Below are 21,917 nucleotides of genomic sequence, written 5' to 3' on the forward strand. Positions count from 1 at the left end.
GTCGCGCGCCTCAGCCCAGATCTTCGGAAGTGTCGTCGACGGGCGTGACGGGGCGATTCAGGATCAGCATCCCGACCTTCCACAGCATCACGAGCGCGATGCCGATGGCGCCCACGGTCACGGCGATGTCGATCCAGTACCACGACATGCGCAGGATCTGCGTCTTCTTCAGCGCGGCACTGTCGGCCAGCCGGTAGCCGAGCCATGCCATGTAGCCAAGCAGGCCCACCGAGGCGAGCCCGACGACGATGCCGAGCCAGCGGTTGAGCGTCTCGGGCAGCATCATGGTAACGACGTCGATCTTGAGGTGATGGTCCTCGATCTCGCAGGCGATGGCGCCGAGGAACACGATCCAGATCAGCAGGAACGCGGACATCTCCTCGGTCCACTGGATCGGATTGCCAAGCAGGTAGCGGGCGATCACGGCGGCGGCGGTGATCGCGATCAGCGCGAAGACCAGCAGGCCGGCCAGCGCCGAGACGAGTTTGTAGGAAAGCTTCACGAGGGACCTTCGGAATAGGGGCGGCCCGCGCGACAGAAATCGCGCGGGCCGGGATTGGATTACTGGCCGAGTTGCTCCTGGATCTCTTCATAGAGACCCTCGGACCACTCGGGGAACTGGTCGTAGACCGCCATGGCCTTTTCCTTGAACGGTGCCGTGTCGGGGTAGGTCACGGTCACGCCGGCGGCTTCCATGTCGGCGAGGATCTGCTCGTCGGCTTCCGCGGCGAGTTCCTGGCTGTAGAGGCCTGCCTCGTAGCCGGTCTCGTGCAGCATCTCGACGACTTCCGGGTCGAGCGTGTCGAAATAGGCCTGACCGCCGAGCCACAGCGACGTGTTCTGCAGGTAGGAGATCATCGACAGCTCCTTGGCCTGCTCGTGCAGCTTCTGGCCGAACAGCACCGGGAGCGGGTTCTCGACACCGTCGATCACGCCCTGGGTCAGCGCCGGGTAGACATCGCCGAGCGGCATCGGGGTCGGCGTGCCGCCCATCGCCTCGATGGCGCGGATCTGCATGATGTTGTTGGGCGTGCGGATCTTCATGCCCTCGAGGTCCGCCGGCGTCTCGACCTTCTTGGTCGAGAGCAGCTGGCGCGTGCCATAGAGGTAGTTCTTGATCACGATGTGGATGCCCTGCTCCTGCAGTGCGGCCTCTTTTTCCTTGAACCAGTCGGATTCGTAGATGTCGAACAGGCTCTGCGCGTCCTCGGTGAGGTACGGTCCGAAGAGGATGCCGAGATCGGGGTCATAGTCGGTCAGGAAGCCCACGTCGGCGATGGTGATGACGTTGACGCCGAGCATGCCCTGTTCGATCACGTCCTTCTTGGCGCCGAGCTGCGAGGAGGGGTAGAGCTCGAGCACCACTTCGCCGTCGGAAGCCTCGGCCACGAGCTCTTTCCAGCGGTTCATCACGAGGTCCGCGGGCTCGCCCGGGTTGTTCTCGTAGGCGATGCGCACGGTGGTTTCCGCCAGCGCCGGCATTGCCAGCATCATCGCGGTGGTGGCGCCAAGCAGGGCCTTGGTGAGAGTTTTCATGGGTCTCCTCCGTATCACGGTTGTTGGGTCGGATGGGGGGTGCGCTGAACCGGCCAGATGGTGATCGGTTCGGAACGCTGCTCGCGGGAGGTCAGCCAACTGGCCAGAACCTCGCCGGAATGCTGGAAATGGTCGGAAAGTGCTGCGCTGAGTGCCGCGGTGTCATGGGCTTCGAGCGCCGCGATGATGCGGTCGTGCTGAGCCTTGGCGGTCGCGGTGTTGAGCTCCTGCGACTTGCCGACCTCGAGGTAGTATTTCAGCGGCACCGAGAGCACGTCGTACATGCGGCTCAGCACCGTGTTGCCGGCGGCCTTTACCAGTCCGTAATGGAAATCGTAATCCGCCTGCGCGGCTTCGGCGGCGGTCAGCGCGCCGACCATCCGGTCGTTGGCGGCGCGGATCGCGGCGAGCTGGTCTGGCGTGACATGGCAGATCATCAGCGGCGCCGCGCCGGTCTCGTTGATGCGGCGGAAGTTCAGCACGTCGGTGAAGCTGCGCGCCGAGGTGTCAAAATAATCGGTCAGTTCCTGGAACATGATGCCGAAATCCGGCGTCCGCACCTTGGCGCCGCGCTTGGTCTTTTCGATCAGGGAAAGGGCTTCGAGGTGGATCATGGTCTCGCGGATGGTGTTGCGCGACACGTCGAACCGCTCCGCGAGCTCGCGCTCGTTGGGCATGAGATCGCCGGGCCGATAGCCTTCGGCAATCTCGCGGCGCAGAACGTCGCGTATCTCCTCCACTGTCGATTTGGCCACCTGCTCCTCCCACAGATCGTGACTTTGGTTGGACCATAGGGCCACAGAAAAAGCGTCGTCAAGCGGTCATAATCTTGTTTGCGCAAACATCACGGGGAGGTCAGGACCAGTTGACCGAGGCAAGCAGGGTCTCTCGTGCGGTCTGCAGATGCTGGTCGAACGCCTCGCGCGCCTCGTCGCTGCGGCCCTGCAAAACCGCTTGAATGACAGCGAGATGCTCGCGGATCGCCTCGCGGTTCCGCACCGTCTCGTCGCGCTTGTTCCACTGGTAATGGTAGTGGACGATGATCGAGATCCGGTGCGCGAACTCATCGTAGAAGCGGTTGCGCGCGGCGGCGCAGACCAGCCGGTGAAACCGCGCGTCGAGCGCGGGAAACTCGGTCATCGCCGAATCGTCGCGGGCGAGAAGATTGATGTGCAGCCGCTCCATCTCGATCATGCGGGGCAGGGCGGGATGGTCGGGGTCGGCACAGAGCCGGCGCATCGCCTCGCGCTCGATCAGCTCGCGCATGTCGCACATCTCGAGCGCGTAGTCGCGGGTGAACCGCGAAACGTCCAGTGTTTGTTGGGGTTCTCTCGACAGCCCGCTGACGCGGAAGTTCTGCAGCAGGTCGCGCACCAGCGCCACCGAGATGCCAAGCTGTCGCGCCAGCTCGCTTTCGTGGATCTGCGCATTGGGCGGCAGATCGGTGCGCAGGATCCATTCGTGGAACTGATGCTCGGCGCGCTCGGCCGGCAGCGCCACGTCTTCGGGCGGGAAACGGTCGGCCACGGTGGGTGCCCTCAGAAGCACCTTGCGGCGCCCCTCCCATTCGAGAATCCCGAGGCCTGCCAGATGCGACAGCACGTTGCGCGCGGTGGTGCGCGAGATCGCGAGCTGCTCGCAGAGCTCGGCCTCGGTGCCAAGCTCGCTGCCCGGCTCAAGCCCGGAAAACAGGTCCATCGCCTGGTTGGTGGCGGCCTTGAAGGTCTGGTTTTGTCGCGACATCTTGCGCGCCTTCCCGGATGATCCGTATTTCAACTTGAGCTGAATGTATTTTATTTATAAAAAACCGTAAAGGGGCGCGCGACTCCCTGATCGCTTCCGCGCGCCTTCAGCCGACGGAGGATTCCCATGACCGCGACCGAAATGAAGGCTCTGCTCTGCGACGAGCCGGGCAAACTGACCTGCGTGACCCGCCCGCGTCCCGAGGACAAGCCGGGCCATCTGCGCATCCGCATCGAGGCCATCGGCATCTGCGGCACCGATTACCACATCTACGGCGGCAACCAGCCCTTCCTGCAATACCCGCGCGTCATGGGTCACGAGCTCTCGGCCCGCGCCATGGCCGACAGCGCCGATGGCCGCATCAAGGAAGGCGACCTCGTGGTCGTGAACCCCTATCTCACCTGCGGCAAGTGCCGCGCCTGCACCATCGGCAAGCCCAATTGCTGCGAGAACATCGCGGTGCTCGGCGTGCACACCGATGGCGGCATGTGCGAGGAGATCGTGGTGCCCGAAGGCAACCTCTACCCGGCCGGCGACCTGAGCCCGCAGGCGGCGGCCATGGTCGAGTTCCTCGCCATCGGCGCGCACGGCGTGCGCCGCTCGGGGCTGGGTGAGGGCGTGACCGCGCTGATCGTCGGGGCTGGCCCGATCGGCGTGGGGGCAGGGCTCTTCGCCCACATCGCCGGCGCCGAGGTCACCCTGCGCGACACCTCGCCGGACCGGCTGGCGCTGGCCAAGGAGATCATCCCGGCCGCCAAGACCGAGCTGGTCTCGGAGATGGCCGACGCGCTCTATGACAACGTCTTCGACGCCACCGGCAATATCGGCGCGATGAATGCCGGGCTGACCTATCTCGCCCATGGCGGCAACTACGTGCTGCTCTCGGTGGTGAAGGGCGACCTGAGCTTTGCCGACCCGGAATTCCACAAGCGCGAGACCACGCTCTTCGCCAGCCGCAACGCGCTAAAGGTCGATTTCGAGCATGTCATGGACTGCATGGCCAAGGGGCTGGTCCCGGTTGACAAGATCGGCACCCACCGCACCACCATCGAGGGCGCGGTCGAGGACCTGCCGAAATGGGCCGAGGACCGGGGCAGCGTGGTCAAGGCGCTGATCGAGGTGACTGCATGAGCGACGTGAAAACCCCCATCGTGCAGTTCGGCACGTCGCGCTTCCTGCAGGCGCACGCCGATCTGTTTTTCTCCGAAGGCACGCCCGCGCGCGCCATCACCGTGGTGCAGAGCTCGGGCGATCCCGCCCGCGCCGCGCGGCTCGGAGCGCTGGCCGCCGAGGGCGGTTTCCCGGTGCGTGTGCGCGGCCAGCAGGACGGCAAGGTCGTCGACGAAGAGCGCCGCGTGACCTCGGTCAGGCGCACGCTCTCGACAGCCTCCGACTGGGCCGAGCTGTCGCGCGTTGTCACCGAGGAGGCCGAGGCCATCCTGTCGAACACCGGCGACTCGGGCTATGAGCCCAAGCCCGCCGATGATCAGGCGCGGCCGGACCAGGCGATGTCCTACCCGGCCAAGCTGTTCCACCTGCTGGCGGCGCGCCACGCGGGCGGGGGCAAGCCGCTCACGGTCTTCCCGATGGAGCTGATCCCCAACAACGGCAAGGTCCTGAAGGCGCGCGTGCTCGAGATCGCCGCCGGCCAGAAAGCCGACCCGCTGCTGATCGAATGGCTGAACGCCTGTCTGTGGGTGAACAGCCTCGTGGACCGCATCGTCTCCGAACCCATCGATCCGGTGGGCGCGGTGGCCGAGCCGTATGCGCTCTGGGCCATCGAGGCGCAGGACGGGCTCGAGCTGCCAGTGGTACACCCCTCGGTGCAGCTGGTCGAGGATCTCGAGGAGATCGAGCGGCTGAAGCTGCATATCCTCAACCTCGGCCACACCGCGATGGCCGCGTTCTGGATGGCCGGGGAGGCCGATCCCGACGCCATCGTGCGCGATCTGCTTGCGGGCGAGGTCGGCGAGCAGGTGAAAGACGTGATGAAGACGGAAGTGCTGCCGGGCTTTGCCCTGCGCGGACTGGGCGACAAGGCCGAGGGCTATCTGGCGGTGACGCTGGAGCGCTTCGCCAACCCGTTCCTCGACCATCGCATCGCCGACATCGCGCAGAACCACGGCCAGAAACTCGAGCGCCGCATCGGCGCGTTCCTCGCATGGGTGCGCGAGGTGCAGCCTGACTATGCCGCGCCCACGCTCGATGCGCTTTGTGCGCGCGAGGAGGCCTGACATGGCGGCTCCCACGATCATGGTGCTCGACCCCACGGATACCGTGGCCGTCGTGCTTTCCGACATGGAGGCCGGTGAGACCCGCGATGGCCTCACCGCGCAGGAGCCGATCCCGCGCGGCCACAAGATCGCCCGCAAGGCGATGGCCGCCGGTGAGCCGGTTCTGAAATACGGGCAGGTGATGGCGGTGGCGAGCCGCGACATCGCCGTGGGCGACCATGTGCACGTGCAGAACTGCGCGCTGCCCGAGGGAAGTCACGGCGTCAGCGCCGTGCAGGCGCGGCTGCCGGAAGCACCGGCGCGCACCACCTTCCAGGGCTTCGCCCGCCCCGACGGGCGGGTGGGCACGCGCAACTATATCGGGGTGATCGCCTCGGTGAACTGCTCGACCACGGTCTGCGACGCCATCGCCGCCGAGGCCAACCGCACGTTGCTGCCGAAATTCCCCAACGTCGATGGCTTCGCGCCCATCGTGCACGATCAGGGCTGCGGCATGGCCAACCAGGGCGAGGGGTTCGACGCGCTTGTCCGCACCCTCAAGGGGTATCGCGACCATCCGAATTTCGGCGGCGTGCTGATCATCGGCCTTGGCTGCGAGGTCAACCAGCTGACGCTCTACAAGCCGACCGAGTGGACCAAGGAGCGCTTCAAGACCTTCAACATCCAGGAGGTCGGTGGGTCGCGCTCGGCGGTGAAGCGGGCGCTGGAACTGCTCGAGCCGATTGCCGCGATGGCCAACGAGGATACGCGCAGCGAGCAGCCGGTTTCGGCCCTGACGCTCGGGATGCAATGCGGGGGCTCTGACGGGTTCTCGGGGATCACCGCCAACCCGGCGCTCGGCGTGGCCTCGGACATGCTCGTCGCCGCGGGGGGCACCTCGATCCTGTCGGAGACGCCGGAGATCTACGGTGCCGAGCATCTGCTGATCGCACGTGCCGAGGACGAGACCGGCCGGAAGATCGAGGGCATGATCGCGTGGTGGCGCGACTACGCCACCAAGAACGGCGCCTCGCTCGACAACAACCCCAGCCCCGGCAACAAGAAGGGCGGTCTGACGACCATTCTCGAGAAATCGCTGGGCGCCGTGGCCAAGGGCGGTCTCGCGCCTTTGGCCGGGGCTTATGCCTATTCCGAGAAAATCGACCGGCACGGCTTTGTCTACATGGACAGCCCCGGCTACGATCCGGTGGCGGCGACCGGGCAGGTGGCCTCGGGGGCGAACCTCATCGCCTTCACCACAGGGCGCGGCTCGTGCTTCGGCGCCAAGCCCGCGCCGTCGATCAAGCTGGCTTCGAACTCGGATCTGGCGCGCTCGATGCCCGAGGATATCGACATCGATTGCGGCGGCGTGGTCGAGCTGGGCGTGTCGCTGACCGAGATGGGCCAGCGGATCTACGACCTGCTGCTCGACACCGCCTCGGGCAAGAAGACCATGTCGGAAGAGTTCGGCTACGGCGACAACGAGTTCGTGCCGTGGAAGATCGGCGCGGTGCTTTAGGGCGCGACCAGACGGATGCTTTCGAGAGGCGCGGTGCGCGGAGCGCTGCGCCTCTTGCTTGTCGGTTTGCTTGAAGATTGGCAGATGCTGTTGCTGGGGCTGAGCCCGTCGGGTGCGGACCCAAGCCGCAGGCCGATAAGTGCGAACAAGCGTGACTGCGGACTATCGTGACGACGGTGACGCCCGACGCGCCATCGCCAGCCCGGGGGGAGGGGCGGGTCATGCCAGAGGCATGCTTTCAGCATGACGATGGCGCGGCGGCCTGCGGCCTTGATTCCGCGCGGTCACGCGCAGCAGACCGGGCAGATACGACCGTTGCGATAGAAAAAGGGCCGCCCCGAGGGGCGGCCCTTTCCACATCCTGTTCGCTCGGGCTCAGCCGAGCGCCGCGACGCCCGGCAGGACCTTGCCTTCCATCCATTCGAGGAAGGCGCCGCCGGCGGTGGAGATGTAGGTGAAATCGTCCGACGCGCCGGCCTTGTTCAGCGCGGCCACGGTGTCGCCGCCACCGGCGACCGAGACCAGCTTGCCCGAGGCCGTCGCCTTCGCCGCGTGGGCGGCGGCGGCGTTGGTCGCGGTATCGAAGGGGGCGATCTCGAAAGCGCCGAGCGGGCCGTTCCAGATGAGAGTCTCGGCCCGGTCGATGGCCTGCTCCACATGCGCCACGCTGTCGGGGCCCGCGTCGAGGATCATCGCGTCCGCCGGGCACTCCTCGGCCTTCACGACCTCGGACGGCGCGTTCTCGCGGAACTCGCGGGCGACGACCACGTCGCGCGGCAGCAGGATCTCGCAGCCGGTCGAGGCGGCCTTCTCGGCGATCTCCTTGGCGGTGCCGGTCATGTCATGCTCGCAAAGCGATTTGCCCACGTCGAGGCCCTGTGCCGCGAGGAAGGTGTTGGCCATGCCGCCGCCGATCACGAGAATATCGACCTTTTCGACGAGGTTGCCGAGCAGTTCGAGCTTGGTCGAGACCTTGGCGCCGCCGACCACCGCCAGCACCGGGCGCTTGGGCGTGCCGAGCGCCGCTTCCAGCGCCTCGAGCTCGGCCTGCATCAGCCGGCCGGCACAGGCCGGCAGCAGGTGCGCCAGGGCTTCGGTCGAAGCATGCGCCCGGTGCGCCGCCGAGAAGGCGTCGTTGCAATAGACATCGCCGAGCTTGGCATAGGTCTTGGCAAGCTCAGGGTCGTTCTTTTCTTCGCCCGGCTCGAAGCGGGTGTTCTCGAGCAGGACCACGTGGCCCTTGTCGCAGGCCTCGATCACGCCCTCGGCCTCGTCAAGCGTGGCGAAATGCACCTTGGTGCCGAAGGCCGCCTCGAGCGCCGGCAGCAGCATCTTCAGCGACATCTCGGGCACCACCTTGCCCTTGGGGCGGCCGAAATGCGCCAGCAGCACCGGGGTGCCTCCGCGCGCGAGAATGTCCTGCACCGTGGCGCAGACGCGCTCGATGCGGGTGGCATCGGTGACCTCGCCGTTTTCCACCGGCACGTTGATGTCGACACGGGTCAGCACGCGCTTGCCGTCCAGTTCCATGTCGTCGAGGGTCTTCCAGGCCATCTTGTCCTCCTGTCAAAGCGTTGCCCAAGGTCTGCCCCGAAGCGTCGGCGGGGTCAATGTGCGCGCGTCCCTTGGCATTCGCGCAGGCGCGGATTAAGTCTCGGGGCGTGATATGATGCGCAGGGAGTGATGCGACATGGCCGAGATCAAGGACCCCGAAAACACCATCCTCATGGAGCTGAAAGACGGCACCGTGACCATCGAACTGCTGCCCGACGTGGCACCCAAGCACGTGGAGCGGATGAAGGAACTGGCGCGGTCGGGCGCCTATGATGGCGTGGTGTTCCACCGCGTGATTGAGGGCTTCATGGCCCAGACCGGCGACGTGCAGCACGGCAACAAGGACAATGGCTTCAACATGGGCCGTGCCGGCACCGGCGGCTCCGATCTGCCCGACCTGCCGGCGGAATTCTCCAAGCTGCCGCATGACCGCGGCACGCTGGGCGCGGCCCGGTCGCAGAACCCGAACTCGGCCAACTCGCAGTTCTTCATCAATTTCAAGGACAACCATTTCCTCAACGGCCAGTACACCGTCTATGGCCGTGTCATCGACGGCATGGCGCATGTGGATGCCATCACCCGCGGCGAGCCGCCCGCGGATCCCGACAAGATGGTCAGCGTCAAGGTGGCTGCCGATGCGTAACCTGATCGCAGCGGCGCTTTGCACCCTCGCGGCACCGCTCTCGGCGGCGGGGCTCGACGTGACCGTGTCGGGCGAGGGCGCCAACGGCACCTTCCATATCGACCTGTTCGAGGACGTGGCGCCGAACCATGTGGCCCAGATCACCGCTCTGGCGGAAGAGGGCGCCTATGACGGCGTCGCCTTCCACCGGGTGATCGACGGCTTCATGGCCCAGACCGGCGACGTGCAGCACGGCAAGATGGGCTCGGACATGCGCATGGCGGGCATGGGCGGCTCGGACCGGCCGGATCTCGCGGCGGAATTCTCGGATCGCGACTTCGGTCGCGGCGTGGTCGGCATGGCCCGATCGCAGAATCCGAACTCGGCCAACTCGCAGTTCTTCATCATGTTCGCGCCGGCGCCGCATCTCAATGGCCAGTACACGGTGGTGGGCGAGGTGACCTCGGGCATGGACGTGGTCGAGGCGATCAAGCGTGGCACCGGGCGCAATGGCGCCGTTGTGGGCCAGCCGGACCAGATGGCGACGGTCACCGTGACCGAGTGATCTCTTGCGGTGCGCGCCCCCTGGGGCGCGCGCTGGCTGAAGCCGGCCCGCGCCTCTGGCGCAGGCCGGCGGTTCAGGAGGGCGCTGCCCTCCTCTTGCCCCGGCAGGCCGGGGCAATTCACCTCCCGGGATATTTCTGGCCAGAAGAAGCGGCGGGCTCAGCGTGATAGCCGGTCCGGCAAGCGGCGTGCCAGCGGCGCGAGCATCGGGTGGTGCAGCCAGGTGCCGCCGAGCCGGTGCGGCTTTGCGCCGGTGCCGAGCTTGAAGCGGGTGAGGCCGGGGGCGGCGTCGCAATTCAGCATGCCGAGATCGAGCGTGGTGTGACCCTTGCGGGCGAGCCAGCGCATGGCGGCCCAGAGCAGGGCATTCATGGCGCTGCAAGCGCGGCCTTGGGCGTGTGAGACGCCGATCTGCCAGGTCGCGGTGGGGCCATGGCGCAGGATCGCGATGGCGGCGGCGGGCTGGCCCTCGTGGCGGGCTTCCCAGATCTGCGCGGCGCCGGGATTGGCCTTTGCGAAGGCGGCGACGAGGGCCGGGGGCAGGGCGCGGTAGCGTTTGCGGCGTGCCTGCTGCGCTTCGGCCGACAGCAGCCAATGGCTGGCGCTGAACGGCAGGCGGCGGATCTGCAGCCCGTGCGCGGCGCTGCGGTTCAGGCGGTTGCGCCATTTCCCGAGCATCGCGGCGCGCATCTCTGTCTCTGTCGAGAGCGGAAGCATCGCCAGCGTGGCCGGGGTGAGCAGCGGCCAGAAGCCTTCGGCGCGCAGCCTGTCGGGCGGTAGCCCATCTGCGTTGAGCAGAAGCGGGCCGCGGCTCCCCTCGCGGCAGAGGGCGAGCCAGTCAGGCGGCAGCGCGGCGGCGCCGAGGATCGGGCCGCGGGAGATCAGCGAGACCGTGCCCACGAGCGGCAGGCGGCGGGTTTGCAGGAGCCAACGCATTCCGTGCCCCTCGCCACAGCGCAGCCCAAGGCCGAGCGCGCGCAGGGTGCGGGCATATTCCGGCGACTGCTGCAGCGGCAGGACGGGGGCGATCATGATCTGGATTAAGGACTTGGAAAGTGAATCCGTGGTTAACTCGGGCCATGGCACAGAGATTTCCCCCGCGTCGCGAGGCGCCCCGTTCGATCGCCGTGGTGGCTTCGGCACCGCGGCCCACGCTCGCCGCGGCCCTGCTGCTCGCCACCGGCCTGTCGTTGCCTTTCGCGGCGCTGGCGCTGTTGCAGGCGGTTTTCTGACGCGTCGGGCGGGCAACGAAAAAGGGCCGGCGCGATGCCGGCTCTCCAAAGGTCGTGACGCTGCGCGGCGGCGCGCTTAGCCGAGCTTGACCAGGGCGTGGCGCTTCTTGCCCGCCGACAGCTTCACCGGGCTCGCCAGCGCTGCCGCATCGAGCATGAGCCCGGCATCGGTCAGCGGCGCGTCGTCGATGCGGGCGCCGTTCTCGGCGATCAGGCGCTTGGCCTCCTTGCCGGATTTCGCCAGGCCGGCGCGCACGATCAGCTGCACGATGGAGATGCCCTCGCCGCCCAGCTCCTCGGCAGAGAGCTCCAGCGTCGGCAGGTCGTCGCCCACGCCGCCCTTCTCGAAGACCTCGCGCGCGGTGGCCTCGGCGGCGGTCGCGGCCTCGGCCCCGTGGCAGAGCGTGGTGACCTCGTTGGCTAGGATGATCTTGGCAGCGTTGATCTCGGAGCCCGAGAGCGCGCCGAGACGGTCGCATTCCTCGACCGGCAGCTCGGTGTAGAGCTTGAGGAAGCGGCCGACATCGGCGTCGGTGCTGTTGCGCCAGAACTGCCAGAACTCGTAGGGCGAGAGCATGTCGGCGTTGAGCCACATGGCACCGCCCTGGCTCTTGCCCATCTTGCGCCCATCCGAGGTTGTCAGCAGCGGCGAGGTCAGACCGTAGATCTCGTTGTCGAGCACCCGGCGTGTCAGGTCGATGCCGTTGACGATGTTGCCCCACTGGTCCGAGCCGCCCATCTGCAGCAGGCAGCCGTAGCGCCGGTTGAGCTCGAGGAAGTCATAGGCCTGCAGGATCATGTAGTTGAACTCGAGGAAGCTCAGCGACTGCTCCCGGTCGAGGCGGGATTTCACCGACTCGAAGCTTAGCATCCGGTTGACCGAGAAATGCCGGCCGATGTCGCGCAGGAACTCGAGATAGTTGAGCCCGTCGAGCCATTCGGCATTGTTGAGCATCAGCGCCGGCGTCTCGGCGCGGTCGTAGTCGAGATACTTGGCGAAGACCTGCTTCATGCCCTCGATATTGTCGTCGATCTGACCGGGCGTCAGCAGCGGGCGCTCGTCGGCGCGGAAGGAGGGATCGCCCACCTTGGTGGTGCCGCCGCCCATCAGGGTGATCGGCTGGTGGCCGGTCTTCTGCAGCCAGCGCAGCATCATGATGTTGAGCAGGTGGCCCACGTGCAGCGACTTCGCCGTGGCGTCATAGCCGATATAGGCGGTGACCACCCCCTTGCTCAGCGCCTCGTCGAGGCCCTGGTAATCGGTGCAGTCGGCCAGATAGCCGCGCTCGATCATGACGCGCATGAAGTCCGATTTGGGATGGTAGGTCATGGGGCTTCCCTCTTATAGTCCGCACGTTCCTATAAGGGCGGGGCGAGCAGAGTTGAAGGACAAGTTGAAGGCGGCGCCGGTGTGGGCGCTTGGGGCGATGTCGGGGACATCGCTCGACGGGGTCGACGCGGCGCTGGTGCAGACGGATGGACGGCAGATCCTGGCATTCGGAGAAAGCGGCTACCGCGCCTATACGGGCGAGGAGCGTGCCGTGCTGCGCGCAGCGCTGGGACGCTGGCCGGGGGACGATCTGGCAGCGGCGGGCGAGGTGGTTCAGCGTGCCCACGCGGAGCTTCTGGCGGGGTTTCCGCAGGCGGAACTGGTGGGGTTCCACGGCCAGACGCTGGCGCACGAGCCACGCGGGCGGGGCACGCACCAGCTCGGCGATGGCGACGCGCTGGCCGCGGCGCTGGGGCGCGACGTGGTGTGGGATTTCCGCTCGGCCGACGTGGCGCTGGGGGGCGAGGGGGCGCCGCTGGCGCCGTTTTTCCACTTCGCCTGCGCGCAGTGGACGGGGGCGACCGCGCCGGTGGCCTTCCTGAACCTCGGCGGGGTCGGCAATCTGACATGGGTCGATCCCACGCGCGCGACACCTGAAGCACCGGGCGCGCTGCTGGCCTTCGACACGGGGCCGGCCAACGCGCCTCTCAACGATCTCGTGGCCGAGCGGCGCGGCTGGGACTGCGACCGCGACGGTGCTCTGGCGGCGCAGGGCGAGGTCGTGGATGGCGCACTCGAGCTCTTCCTCGACGAGGCATACTTCCGAAAGATGCCGCCCAAGTCCTTGGACCGGGACGACTTCTCGCTGATGTTGGACCTCGTGCGCGAGCTGGACGATGCCGATGCCGCGGCGACGATGACGGCGATGGCAGCCACCGCGGTTATGCTCGGGCTTGAACACTGCCCACAGGCGCCCGAGCGTCTGCTGGTCACGGGAGGCGGGCGCCACAACCCGGTGATGATGGCGATGCTGGCCGCCGGGATCGACTGCCCGGTCGAGCCGGTCGAGGCGGTCGGGCTCGATGGCGACATGCTCGAGGCGCAGGCCTTCGCCTATCTCGCGGTGCGCGTGGCGCGTGGCCTGCCGACCTCCGCGCCGGGCACGACGGGGGTCGCTGCGCCGGTGAGCGGAGGGCGCATCAGCCGGGTGTGACCGGCGGCCCGGACCTTGGGACACAGCGCCCGCGTCACCGTCCGGCCTGCCTCCGGCGGGAGTATTTTTGACGAAGAGAAGCCAGGGGCGCGGCGCTCCTGGCTTCTTTGGTTTCTAAATACCTCGGGGGTGAATTGGCGCACAGCGCCAAGAGGGGGCAGCGCCCCTTACCCCCCTCCGCAAGCGCCTCGGTCACGCCGAGGACAAGCGCGTGCCCCCTTGACGCCGTACGCGCCGCCACATAGCGCGGGGGCATGGCACAGGCACCGCTTCTCCAGCTCTCCGACATCTCGCTGACCTTCGGGGGCGAGCCCGTCTTCGCAAATCTCTCGCTCATCGTTCAGCCCGGCGACCGGGTGGCGCTCGTGGGGCGCAACGGTTCGGGCAAGTCCACGCTCATGAAGGTCATGGCAGGCATGGTCGAGCCCGACACGGGCACCCGCGTGGTGCCGGCGGGCACCTCCGTGGGATACATGGAGCAGGAGCCCGATCTGAGCGGCTTCGAGACACTGGGCGAGTATGCCGCCCAAGGGCTCGGACCGGCGGAGATGTATCTCGTGGAAGCCGCGGGCGAAGGGCTGGGCTTCGATCCCGAGCGTCCGGTCGCCACCGCCTCGGGCGGGGAGCGGCGCCGCGCCGCGCTGGCGCGCCTGATGGCGCAGGATCCCGACGTGATGCTGCTCGACGAGCCCACCAACCACCTCGACATCGCCGCGATTCAGTGGCTCGAGGCCGAGCTCAAGCGCACCCGCAAGGCCTTTGTCCTGATCAGCCACGACCGCCGCTTCCTCGAGGAGCTGACCCGCGCCACCCTGTGGATCGATCGCGGCGCGGTGCGACGGCAGGAGCAGGGCTTCAAAGGGTTCGAGGACTGGCGCGACAAGATCTGGGCCGAGGAGGATGAGGCCCGGCACAAGCTCGACCGCAAGATCAAGGCCGAGGCGAAATGGGCGGTCGAGGGCATCTCGGCCCGGCGCACGCGCAACCAGGGCCGGGTGCGGGCGCTCAAGGCGCTGCGGCAGGAACGCTCGAACATGATCCGCCGGCAGGGCACCGCGGCGATGGAGCTGGCCTCGGCGCCGGTCTCGGGCAAGAAGGTGATCGAGGCCGAGGGCCTGACCAAGATCTTCGGCGACAAGACCATCGTGAAGAATTTCTCGCTGACCGTGCAGCGCGGCGACCGGGTGGCCTTTGTCGGCCCCAACGGCACCGGCAAGACGACGCTGATCCGCATGCTGACCGGCGAGATCGAACCCGATGAGGGCCGGGTCAAGCTCGGCACCAATCTCGAGATCGCGCTGTTCGATCAGACCCGGTCGCAGCTCGACCCCGAGATGAGCCTCTGGGAAAGCCTCACCGGCGACAAGGACATGCGGGTCTCGGGCAAGGCCGACCAGGTGCTGGTGCGCGGCCAGCCCAAGCACGTGGTGGGCTATCTCAAGGAGTTCCTGTTCGACGAGCGCCAGGCGCGGGCCAAGGTCGCCTCGCTCTCCGGCGGCGAGAAGGCGCGGCTGCTGCTGGCCAAGTTGATGGCGAAGGAATCGAACCTGCTGGTGATGGACGAGCCGACCAACGATCTCGATGTCGAGACGCTCGACCTGCTGCAGGACCTGCTGGGCGAGTATGACGGCACCGTGCTGATCGTCAGCCACGACCGCGATTTCCTTGATCGCATTGCCACCACCACCGTGGCGATGGAGGGCAACGGCCAGGCGGTTGTCTATGCCGGTGGCTGGAGCGATTACCGCGCCCAGCGGGCCGAGACCGCCGCCGCCACGGCGCCCGCCGAAAAGACGGCGAAGCCCGCCAAGGAGACGCGCGAGGCGTCCAAGCCCAAGCCGCAGCAGGCGGGGCTGAGCTTCACCGAGAAGCACCGGCTCGAAGAGCTTCCCGAGGTCATCGCGCGGCTTGAGGCCGAGATTGGCAAGCTCGAGCAGCTGCTCGCGGATCCCGAGCTCTTCACCAGTGAGCCGGTGAAGTTCCGCAAGGCCACCGAGGCCCTGACCGAGCGGCAGGACAAGCTCTCGGCGGCCGAGGAAGAGTGGCTCGAGCTCGAGGAAAAGGCCGAGGCCGCCGGCTGACCGACGCGGCCGCGTGGCGGGGTCAGTCGCGGCTCAGGTCGAGACGGCGTTCCGCGAGGCCCATGAAGACCACGGTGAACAGGATGCGCACCACGTGGTGCAGGCTGACCAGCGCCGGGTTGGCGGCAAGGCTCAGCGCGATCACCGACATCTCGGTCACCCCGCCGGGCGAGTAGGAGATCATCAGCTGCAGGAAGGGCAGACCGGTGGCGAGGCTGAGCCCGGCGGCAAAGCCCGCGCCGAGGATCAGCATCCACAACACCGAGATCACGCTCAGCCCGGCGCAGCGCCGCAGCATGGCGCCGGTCATGCCGGAAAAGCGCAGCCCCAGCGAGCAGCCCACCACCACCTGCGCCACCGCGATCAGCCAGAACGGCAGATGCAGGTCGACCGCTCCGGTCAGCGTCACCGCGCCGGCAAGCAGCAGCGGCCCGGTGATCTGACCGGCTGGCAGGCGGATCACCTTCGCGATGCCAAGACCTCCAGCGGCGGCGAGCCCGATCAGCAGCAGCGCCAGCGGGGTCACCGGCTCCGGCGCGCTTGGCGTCAGGCCAGCGGCGCTGCCCACCGGGTGGCCGAGCCAGAGCGACAGGCCCAGCGGAACGAAGGTGATGACGATGATGATGCGCAGGAATTGCTGCGCGGTGAGCAGCGGCAGCTCGGCCCCGGCGCGCTCGCCCATCACCAGGCTCTCCATCAGCCCGCCCGGCATGCCCGCGAAATAGGCGGTCGCTTTCTTGTAGCCGCCGAGACGGCGGAAGATCATGTAGTTGCCGAAATGCGCCAGCACCACGAACACCGCCAGCGCCGAGAGCGTCAGGATCAGGTCGCCGGCCTCGCGCAGCAGCTCCGGTTCCACCTGCGTGCCGATCATCACTCCGATCAGCCCGATGAAGCCGGTGCGGAAGCGCATCGGGAAGCGGTAGTCGCGCAGCGCGCCATGCTGGAACAACGCCACCGCCAGCGCCGCACTGGCGAGACTGCCCAGCATGAAGGGCATCGGCAGACGCAGGAACTGCGCCAAGAGGCCGCCAAGCCCGCCAAGCGCCAGCAACGCCGCTGTGAGAACGATCATCCGGAGGGTGAGGGTGGTGCCTTGCATGGCGCGACCTAACCCCAGAGGCAGGGAAAGTGCAACGTGGGGCGCGGCTTGCGCTTTCCGAGGCGGCGCCTCTGCCCTAGATCTCGGCCCATGCAGCGCGCACTCTTCATCGGCTCAGAGATCTATCGCGGATCGAAATACGGCACCCGGCATCCGCTCTCGATCGAACGGGTGCCCGCTGCCACCGATCTCGCCGCCTCGCTGGGGCTGTTGCCGCGCAGCCTCTACCGCACCAGTCCGCGTGCCAAGCTCGAGGCGCTGGCGGCGTTCCACACGGCCGATTACATCGCCGCGTTGCAGGCGGCGGAGGCCGAGGGTGCGGTCAGCGACGAGACCCGGGCGCGCTACGGCCTTGGCACGCTGTCGAACCCGGTCTTTCCCGAGATGTATCGCCGCCCGGCGACGGCGGTGGGCGGCGGGCTCCTGGCAGCCGAGATGGTGATGTCGGGTGCGGTGCGGGCGGTGCACAATGCCGGGGGTGGCACCCATCACGCGCTGGCCGGGCAGGCGGCGGGGTTCTGCTTTCTCAACGAGCCCGTGCTGACCATCCTGCACCTGCAGCGGCTGGGGGCGCGGCGGGTGGTCTATGTCGATATCGACGCGCATCATGGCGACGGCGTGGAGCTCGCCTTTCATGGCGCCGAGGACGTCCGGGTGATTTCGGTGCACGAGGACCGGCGCTGGCCCTTCACCGGGGCGCTGGAGGACGAAGGCGGCGGGGCGGCCTTCAACCTGCCGGTGCCGCGCGGCTTCAACGATACAGAGTTCGCCTGCGTCCTGGACGAGATGATCCTGCCCGCAGTCGCGGCGTTCCGGCCTGACGCGGTGTTCCTGCAATGCGGCGCGGATGCGCTGACCGAGGATCCGCTGTCGCGGCTCGAGCTGTCGAACAACAGTCATCTCCGCGCGGTTCGGGCGCTGTTTGATCTGGCGCCACGGCTCGTGACTTCGGGCGGCGGCGGGTACAATCCGTGGAGCGTGGCGCGCTGCTGGGCCGGGGTCTGGGCAATGCTGTCGGGGCAGGAGCTTCCCGACGAGCTGACGCAAGAGGCGCGTGCGCTGCTGGCGGGTCTGACATGGTCGCGCAAGGGGCGGCCGGGCCCCGAGCTGCTCACCACCTTGCGGGATGCGCCGCGCGAGGGGCCGATCCGCGACGAGATCCGCGCGGGTGTGGCCCATCTGAAACGCAGGCTCTGACGCTCAGAGGTATTTTCCGGCTTCGCGCCGGGCGAAGGGCTTGAGCCGAGCGCCATGCGCCTCGAGGAAGCTCTCGGCGCGGGCGCGGTCATGCTTCGAGAGATCGCGGATCCACCAGCCGACCGCCTTCTGGATGAACCAGTCGCGATCCTCGGCATAGCTTGCAGCCCAGCCAAGCACCCGGTCGCGGATCGCCAGATCCTGCTCGGAGGGAAAGTTCATCTTGGCCCAGGGCAGGGTGATGACCAGCGCCGCGCGGCGGGTCCACATATGCGGGCTCTCGGTCCAGTGCGCCACGGTCTCGAGGCGCGACGGATCGGCGGTGAGCCGACGCTGCCCGGCCATGCAGGCGTGATCGGCGATGGCCCAGCTGTCGAACTGGGGCACCCAGTCGCAGATCAGCCGCCACGCCGCGTCATCGGGGCGGATGCGGGCCTGTGTCAGCAGCTTGGCCGCCGCCAGCCGTGCCTCGAACACGTCCGTCAGCCACAGATCGCGCGCCAGCGCCACGCGGTCCTCGACCGGGAGGGTCTGACGCCAGCCGCGGGTGATGTCGTTCAGTGCAGGGTTCGGCACGCCAAGATAGGGGCGGTCGATCTTGTGATAGGCGCGCATGCCTTCCGCGCGACCGGGCTCGGCGTGGCGCGCGATCTCGGCAAGGGCCTCGTCGGCGGTCATCTGTCGTGGTCCTTTGTGCCGGTGGGGCGGCGGTTGCGTGGCGCCGGGCGGAGGCCGCCGCAGCGCGCATCGAATCGGTTTGCCATGAGAAAGCCCTCCGAACGGCTCGGGTGCAGGGTACGCTCCGGGCAGCGTGGAGCCAGCAAAACCGGCAATGGCGGCGGTTACTCCACCGTTACCGATTTCGCGAGGTTGCGCGGCTGGTCCACGTCGGTGCCCTTGGCGACCGCCGCGTGATAGGCCAGCAGCTGCGCCGGCAGGGCGTAAAGCAGCGGCGCGAGGCGGTCGTCGACCTCCGGCAGGGTGATGACCTGCCAGACGCCTTCTCCTGCCTCGGCGGCGCCGCGCGCATCGGTGACGAGGCAGATCTTGCCACCGCGCGCCATCACCTCCTGCATGTTCGACACGGTCTTGTCGAAGAGCCCGTCATGCGGCGCCATGACGATCACCGGAACGGTCTTGTCGATCAGCGCGATGGGGCCGTGCTTGAGTTCTCCCGATGCATAAGCTTCAGCGTGTATGTAGCTGATTTCCTTTAGTTTAAGAGCGCCCTCATAGGCGATTGGATACATCAGGCCGCGGCCAAGGAAGAGCACGTCGCGGGCCTCGGCGATCTTCTGCGCCGCGGCCTCCATGGTGCCGTCGCGGTCGAGCGTGGCGTTGAACAGCCCCGGCAGCGCGCGCAGCTGAGTTAGCAGCGCGGCCTTGTCGGCGGCATCCATGTGGCCGCGCTCTGAGGCCGCCTTGATGGCCAGAAGCAGCAGTACGTTGAGCTGACAGGTGAAGGCCTTGGTCGAGGCCACACCGATCTCGACACCGGCATGGATCGGCAGCGCGAGGTCGCTCTCGCGGGCGATCGAGCTGGTCTCGACATTGACCACCGAGACGATGCTGTCGGCCTTGTCACGGCAGTAGCGCAGCGCGGCGAGCGTGTCGGCGGTCTCGCCCGACTGGCTGACGAAGAGCGCCACGGTGCCCGGCAGAACCGGCGGTTCGCGGTAGCGGAACTCGGAGGCGACATCGACCTCGACGGGCAGGCGGGCGAGCTTTTCAAACCAGTATTTCGCCGTCAGGCAGGCGTAATAGGCGGTGCCGCAGGCCACCAGCACCAGCCGGTCGACCTTGGTGAAATCCAGCGCCGTCGCGGGGATCTCGATGCGGTCACCGTCGAGATAGGCGCTGAGCGCGTCGGCCAGAACGGTGGGCTGCTCGGCGATCTCCTTGGCCATGAAGTGCTTGTAGCCGGCCTTGTCGACGCGGGCGGCATCCATGCGGATCTTGCGCGCCTCGCGGTTCACGCGCCGATTCTCCATGTCGAAGATCTCGGCACCCTTGCGGGTGATCACCGCCCAGTCGCCTTCCTCGAGATAGGTCAGCGTGTCGGTCATCGGCGCCAGCGCGATGGCATCCGAGCCGATGAACATCTCGTTCTCGCCATGCCCGATGGCCAGCGGCGAGCCCTTGCGGGCGGCGATCATCAGGTCTTCCTCGCCGTCGAACAGGAAGGCAAGCGCAAAGGCGCCCTCGAGCTGCGCGATGGTGGCCTGCGCCGCCTCGACGGGGCTCTTGCCGGCGTCGAGATGCATCTGCGTCAGCATCGCCACGGTCTCGGTGTCGGTGTCGGTCTCGGGCTGGTAACCGGCCTGGGCGAGGATGGCGCGCAGCTCGCGGAAGTTCTCGATAATGCCGTTATGGACCACTGCCACCGGTCCCGCCTTGTGCGGATGGGCGTTCTTCTCGTTGGGTTCGCCATGGGTGGCCCAGCGGGTGTGGCCGATGCCGGCCTTTCCGGGCAGCGGTTCGTGCACCAGCCGGTCGCTGAGATTGACCAGCTTGCCCACCGCGCGGCGACGGTCGAGCTTGCCCTCGTTCACCGTGGCGATGCCGGCGCTGTCATAGCCGCGATATTCGAGCCGTCGCAGCGCCTCGACCAGGATCGGCGAGGCCTCGTGACTGCCCAGCACTCCGACGATTCCACACATGCCCGTTACCCTTTGTTCTGTTTTGCTTTCTTGGCCTTCAGCATGTCGAAGAGCCGGGTTGCGAAGCCGGCTTTCTCGACCTGCTTGGCACGCCCCAGCGCCAGCGCGCCCGGGGCGACATCGTCGGTGATCACCGAGCCCGAACCGGTCATCGCCCCGTCGCCGATGGTGACCGGGGCGACCAGCATGGTGTCGGAGCCGATGAAGGCGTTGCGCCCGATGGTGGTGCGGTGCTTGAACACGCCGTCATAGTTGCAGGTTATGGTGCCGGCGCCGATATTGCTGCCCTCGCCGATATCGGCATCGCCGAGATAGGTCAGGTGGTTGGCCTTGGCGCCCTCGCCGAGGTAGGCGTTCTTGATCTCGACGAAATTGCCCACATGGGTGTGCTCGGCCAGCTCGGCGCCGGGGCGCAGACGTGCGAAGGGGCCGACGATGGCGCCGCGGCTCACGTGGCAGCCCTCGAGATGGCTGAAGGCACGGATGCGGGCGCCGCTCTCGATGGTGGCACCGGGGCCGAAGATCACGTTGGGCTCGATCTCGGCATCGCGGCCAATCACTGTGTCCCACGCGAACCAACAGGTCTCGGGGGCCTGCAAGGTGACGCCGTCGGCCATCAGCCGGGCGCGGATCGCCTGCTGGAAAGACGCCTCGGCACCGGCGAGCTCGGCGCGGGAGTTCACCCCCAGCGTCTCTGCCTCGGCGCAATGCACCACGCCCGCCGAGAGACCACGGGCGCGGGCAATCTCGACGATGTCGGGCAGGTAGTATTCGCCCGCCGCGTTGTCGTTCTTCACCTCCGCGAGCAGGCTTTGCAGGGTCGCGGCGTCGGCGGCAACAACGCCGGAATTGCAAAGGCTTATGGCGCGCTCTTCATCCGTCGCATCCTTGTATTCGACGATGCGGATCAGCGCGTCACCTTCGGTCACGAGGCGACCGTAACGGCCCGGGTCCGCGGCCTCGAAGCCCAGCACCACCACGTCGTGCTCGGCCCGGGCGCGGGCCATGTCTTCGAGCGTGTCCTGGCTGATGAAGGGGGTGTCGCCGTAGAGCACGATGGCGTCGCCATCAAAGCCCTCCAGCTCGGGACCAGCCTGCAGAGCAGCATGCGCGGTACCGAGCTGTTCGGACTGGATCACCACCCGCGCCTCGGGGTCGAACGCCTGCGCCGAGGCGGCAACATGCTCGGCCTCGTGGCCGGCGACAACGATGCTGCGCGCAGGCTCGAGGCTCTGTCCGGCGCGCATGGCGTGCCACAGCATCGGCGCGTGGGCGATGCGGTGCAGCACCTTGGGCAGGTCGGACTCCATGCGGGTGCCCTTGCCCGCAGCAAGGATGATCAGGGCGATGCTCATGCCGGTTTCCCGTTTGTGTTCTGTCTTCGCCCGTTCTATCGGCTCAGGGGGCAGGA

At 67.5% G+C, this 21,917-nt stretch carries 20 protein-coding genes; 9 read left to right on the top strand and 11 right to left on the bottom strand.

What is annotated here, in order from left to right; translation table 11 throughout:
• Positions 1-10 precede the first annotated feature (10 nt).
• The 4 genes from R2601_RS14250 to R2601_RS14265 form a co-directional block, all read right to left on the bottom strand.
• Positions 11-502 carry a TRAP transporter small permease gene (locus R2601_RS14250; RefSeq protein WP_007799544.1) on the bottom strand — a complete coding sequence of 164 codons (492 nt, stop codon included), beginning with the start codon at positions 500-502 and terminating at the stop codon, positions 11-13.
• 59 nt (positions 503-561) lie between these two features.
• Positions 562-1,536: a C4-dicarboxylate TRAP transporter substrate-binding protein gene (locus tag R2601_RS14255; protein ID WP_007799546.1), complete on the bottom strand. Its 975-nt coding sequence runs from the start codon at positions 1,534-1,536 to the stop codon at positions 562-564.
• 14 nt (positions 1,537-1,550) lie between these two features.
• A complete protein-coding gene (locus R2601_RS14260) occupies positions 1,551-2,291 on the bottom strand; it encodes a FadR/GntR family transcriptional regulator (RefSeq protein ID WP_040544747.1) in 741 nt (246 codons plus the stop codon).
• Positions 2,292-2,391: 100 nt separating this feature from the next.
• Positions 2,392-3,279: a GntR family transcriptional regulator gene (locus R2601_RS14265; RefSeq protein ID WP_007799550.1), complete on the bottom strand. Its 888-nt coding sequence runs from the start codon at positions 3,277-3,279 to the stop codon at positions 2,392-2,394.
• Between the two features lie 126 nt (positions 3,280-3,405).
• Between R2601_RS14265 and R2601_RS14270 the strand changes: the two genes are divergently transcribed.
• The 3 genes from R2601_RS14270 to R2601_RS14280 are packed head-to-tail and all read left to right on the top strand — an operon-like array spanning position 3,406 to position 7,011.
• Entirely contained in the window at positions 3,406-4,410 is a 1,005-nt protein-coding gene (locus R2601_RS14270; RefSeq protein ID WP_007799553.1) for a zinc-binding alcohol dehydrogenase family protein, read from the top strand.
• Complete coding sequence (locus R2601_RS14275; protein WP_007799555.1) at positions 4,407-5,513, top strand: mannitol dehydrogenase family protein; 1,107 nt, start codon at positions 4,407-4,409, stop codon at positions 5,511-5,513. Before R2601_RS14270 ends, R2601_RS14275 begins: the two co-directional genes overlap by 4 nt.
• Position 5,514: 1 nt before the next feature.
• Complete coding sequence (locus tag R2601_RS14280; RefSeq protein ID WP_007799556.1) at positions 5,515-7,011, top strand: UxaA family hydrolase; 1,497 nt, start codon at positions 5,515-5,517, stop codon at positions 7,009-7,011.
• Between the two features lie 375 nt (positions 7,012-7,386).
• Here the strand turns inward: R2601_RS14280 and R2601_RS14285 are convergent, their stop codons facing one another.
• On the bottom strand, positions 7,387-8,565 hold the full coding sequence (locus tag R2601_RS14285) for a phosphoglycerate kinase (RefSeq protein ID WP_007799557.1): 1,179 nt from the start codon (positions 8,563-8,565) through the stop codon (positions 7,387-7,389).
• 136 nt (positions 8,566-8,701) lie between these two features.
• Between R2601_RS14285 and R2601_RS14290 the strand changes: the two genes are divergently transcribed.
• Positions 8,702-9,208, top strand: a complete 507-nt coding sequence (locus R2601_RS14290; protein WP_007799559.1) for a peptidylprolyl isomerase — start codon at positions 8,702-8,704, stop codon at positions 9,206-9,208.
• Entirely contained in the window at positions 9,201-9,752 is a 552-nt protein-coding gene (locus R2601_RS14295; RefSeq protein WP_007799560.1) for a peptidylprolyl isomerase, read from the top strand. The genes R2601_RS14290 and R2601_RS14295 overlap by 8 nt, the downstream gene beginning before the upstream one ends.
• A gap of 158 nt (positions 9,753-9,910) precedes the next feature.
• Here the strand turns inward: R2601_RS14295 and R2601_RS14300 are convergent, their stop codons facing one another.
• Positions 9,911-10,783 (bottom strand): GNAT family N-acetyltransferase, encoded by an 873-nt coding sequence (locus R2601_RS14300; protein ID WP_007799562.1) that lies wholly within the window; start codon positions 10,781-10,783, stop codon positions 9,911-9,913.
• Between the two features lie 47 nt (positions 10,784-10,830).
• Between R2601_RS14300 and R2601_RS27010 the strand changes: the two genes are divergently transcribed.
• Positions 10,831-10,983 (top strand): hypothetical protein, encoded by a 153-nt coding sequence (locus R2601_RS27010; protein ID WP_007799564.1) that lies wholly within the window; start codon positions 10,831-10,833, stop codon positions 10,981-10,983.
• Between the two features lie 76 nt (positions 10,984-11,059).
• On the opposite strand, the gene tyrS is transcribed toward R2601_RS27010, so the two are convergent.
• Entirely contained in the window at positions 11,060-12,313 is a 1,254-nt protein-coding gene (tyrS, locus tag R2601_RS14305) for a tyrosine--tRNA ligase (RefSeq protein WP_007799565.1), read from the bottom strand.
• Positions 12,314-12,410: 97 nt separating this feature from the next.
• On the opposite strand from tyrS, the gene R2601_RS14310 reads away from it, so the two are divergent.
• Positions 12,411-13,466, top strand: coding sequence for an anhydro-N-acetylmuramic acid kinase (locus tag R2601_RS14310; protein ID WP_050768457.1), 1,056 nt, complete (start codon positions 12,411-12,413; stop codon positions 13,464-13,466).
• Positions 13,467-13,720: 254 nt separating this feature from the next.
• Entirely contained in the window at positions 13,721-15,547 is a 1,827-nt protein-coding gene (locus R2601_RS14315; RefSeq protein ID WP_007799570.1) for an ABC-F family ATP-binding cassette domain-containing protein, read from the top strand.
• 22 nt (positions 15,548-15,569) lie between these two features.
• Here the strand turns inward: R2601_RS14315 and R2601_RS14320 are convergent, their stop codons facing one another.
• Positions 15,570-16,649: an AbrB family protein gene (locus R2601_RS14320; RefSeq protein ID WP_040544749.1), complete on the bottom strand. Its 1,080-nt coding sequence runs from the start codon at positions 16,647-16,649 to the stop codon at positions 15,570-15,572.
• Between the two features lie 90 nt (positions 16,650-16,739).
• On the opposite strand from R2601_RS14320, the gene R2601_RS14325 reads away from it, so the two are divergent.
• Positions 16,740-17,846: an acetoin utilization protein AcuC gene (locus tag R2601_RS14325; protein WP_007799574.1), complete on the top strand. Its 1,107-nt coding sequence runs from the start codon at positions 16,740-16,742 to the stop codon at positions 17,844-17,846.
• 3 nt (positions 17,847-17,849) lie between these two features.
• Here R2601_RS14325 and R2601_RS14330 read toward each other — a convergent pair whose 3' ends face one another.
• From R2601_RS14330 to glmU, 3 genes are all read right to left on the bottom strand, one after another.
• Positions 17,850-18,524, bottom strand: coding sequence for a DNA alkylation repair protein (locus tag R2601_RS14330; protein ID WP_007799576.1), 675 nt, complete (start codon positions 18,522-18,524; stop codon positions 17,850-17,852).
• 164 nt (positions 18,525-18,688) lie between these two features.
• Positions 18,689-20,506, bottom strand: a complete 1,818-nt coding sequence (gene glmS, locus R2601_RS14335) for a glutamine--fructose-6-phosphate transaminase (isomerizing) (protein ID WP_007799578.1) — start codon at positions 20,504-20,506, stop codon at positions 18,689-18,691.
• Positions 20,507-20,511: 5 nt separating this feature from the next.
• Entirely contained in the window at positions 20,512-21,861 is a 1,350-nt protein-coding gene (gene glmU, locus R2601_RS14340; RefSeq protein ID WP_007799580.1) for a bifunctional UDP-N-acetylglucosamine diphosphorylase/glucosamine-1-phosphate N-acetyltransferase GlmU, read from the bottom strand.
• Between the last annotated feature and the right edge of the window lie 56 nt (positions 21,862-21,917).

Origin of the sequence: Salipiger bermudensis HTCC2601, from assembly GCF_000153725.1 — a bacterium.
Classification (GTDB): Bacteria; Pseudomonadota; Alphaproteobacteria; order Rhodobacterales; family Rhodobacteraceae; genus Salipiger; species Salipiger bermudensis.

Bases quoted from the DNA above. Each gene is read 5' to 3' on its own strand.
- R2601_RS14255 (WP_007799546.1), bottom strand. From the start codon at position 1,536: ATGAAAACTCTCACCAAGGCCCTGCTTGGCGCCACCACCGCGATGATG.
- R2601_RS14265 (WP_007799550.1), bottom strand. From the start codon at position 3,279: ATGTCGCGACAAAACCAGACCTTCAAGGCCGCCACCAACCAGGCGATG.
- R2601_RS14270 (WP_007799553.1), top strand. From the start codon at position 3,406: ATGACCGCGACCGAAATGAAGGCTCTGCTCTGCGACGAGCCGGGCAAA.
- R2601_RS14275 (WP_007799555.1), top strand. From the start codon at position 4,407: ATGAGCGACGTGAAAACCCCCATCGTGCAGTTCGGCACGTCGCGCTTC.
- R2601_RS14280 (WP_007799556.1), top strand. From the start codon at position 5,515: ATGGCGGCTCCCACGATCATGGTGCTCGACCCCACGGATACCGTGGCC.
- R2601_RS14285 (WP_007799557.1), bottom strand. From the start codon at position 8,565: ATGGCCTGGAAGACCCTCGACGACATGGAACTGGACGGCAAGCGCGTG.
- R2601_RS14290 (WP_007799559.1), top strand. From the start codon at position 8,702: ATGGCCGAGATCAAGGACCCCGAAAACACCATCCTCATGGAGCTGAAA.
- R2601_RS14295 (WP_007799560.1), top strand. From the start codon at position 9,201: ATGCGTAACCTGATCGCAGCGGCGCTTTGCACCCTCGCGGCACCGCTC.
- R2601_RS14300 (WP_007799562.1), bottom strand. From the start codon at position 10,783: ATGATCGCCCCCGTCCTGCCGCTGCAGCAGTCGCCGGAATATGCCCGC.
- R2601_RS27010 (WP_007799564.1), top strand. From the start codon at position 10,831: ATGGCACAGAGATTTCCCCCGCGTCGCGAGGCGCCCCGTTCGATCGCC.
- tyrS (WP_007799565.1), bottom strand. From the start codon at position 12,313: ATGACCTACCATCCCAAATCGGACTTCATGCGCGTCATGATCGAGCGC.
- R2601_RS14310 (WP_050768457.1), top strand. From the start codon at position 12,411: ATGTCGGGGACATCGCTCGACGGGGTCGACGCGGCGCTGGTGCAGACG.
- R2601_RS14315 (WP_007799570.1), top strand. From the start codon at position 13,721: ATGGCACAGGCACCGCTTCTCCAGCTCTCCGACATCTCGCTGACCTTC.
- R2601_RS14320 (WP_040544749.1), bottom strand. From the start codon at position 16,649: ATGCAAGGCACCACCCTCACCCTCCGGATGATCGTTCTCACAGCGGCG.
- R2601_RS14325 (WP_007799574.1), top strand. From the start codon at position 16,740: ATGCAGCGCGCACTCTTCATCGGCTCAGAGATCTATCGCGGATCGAAA.
- R2601_RS14330 (WP_007799576.1), bottom strand. From the start codon at position 18,524: ATGACCGCCGACGAGGCCCTTGCCGAGATCGCGCGCCACGCCGAGCCC.
- glmS (WP_007799578.1), bottom strand. From the start codon at position 20,506: ATGTGTGGAATCGTCGGAGTGCTGGGCAGTCACGAGGCCTCGCCGATC.
- glmU (WP_007799580.1), bottom strand. From the start codon at position 21,861: ATGAGCATCGCCCTGATCATCCTTGCTGCGGGCAAGGGCACCCGCATG.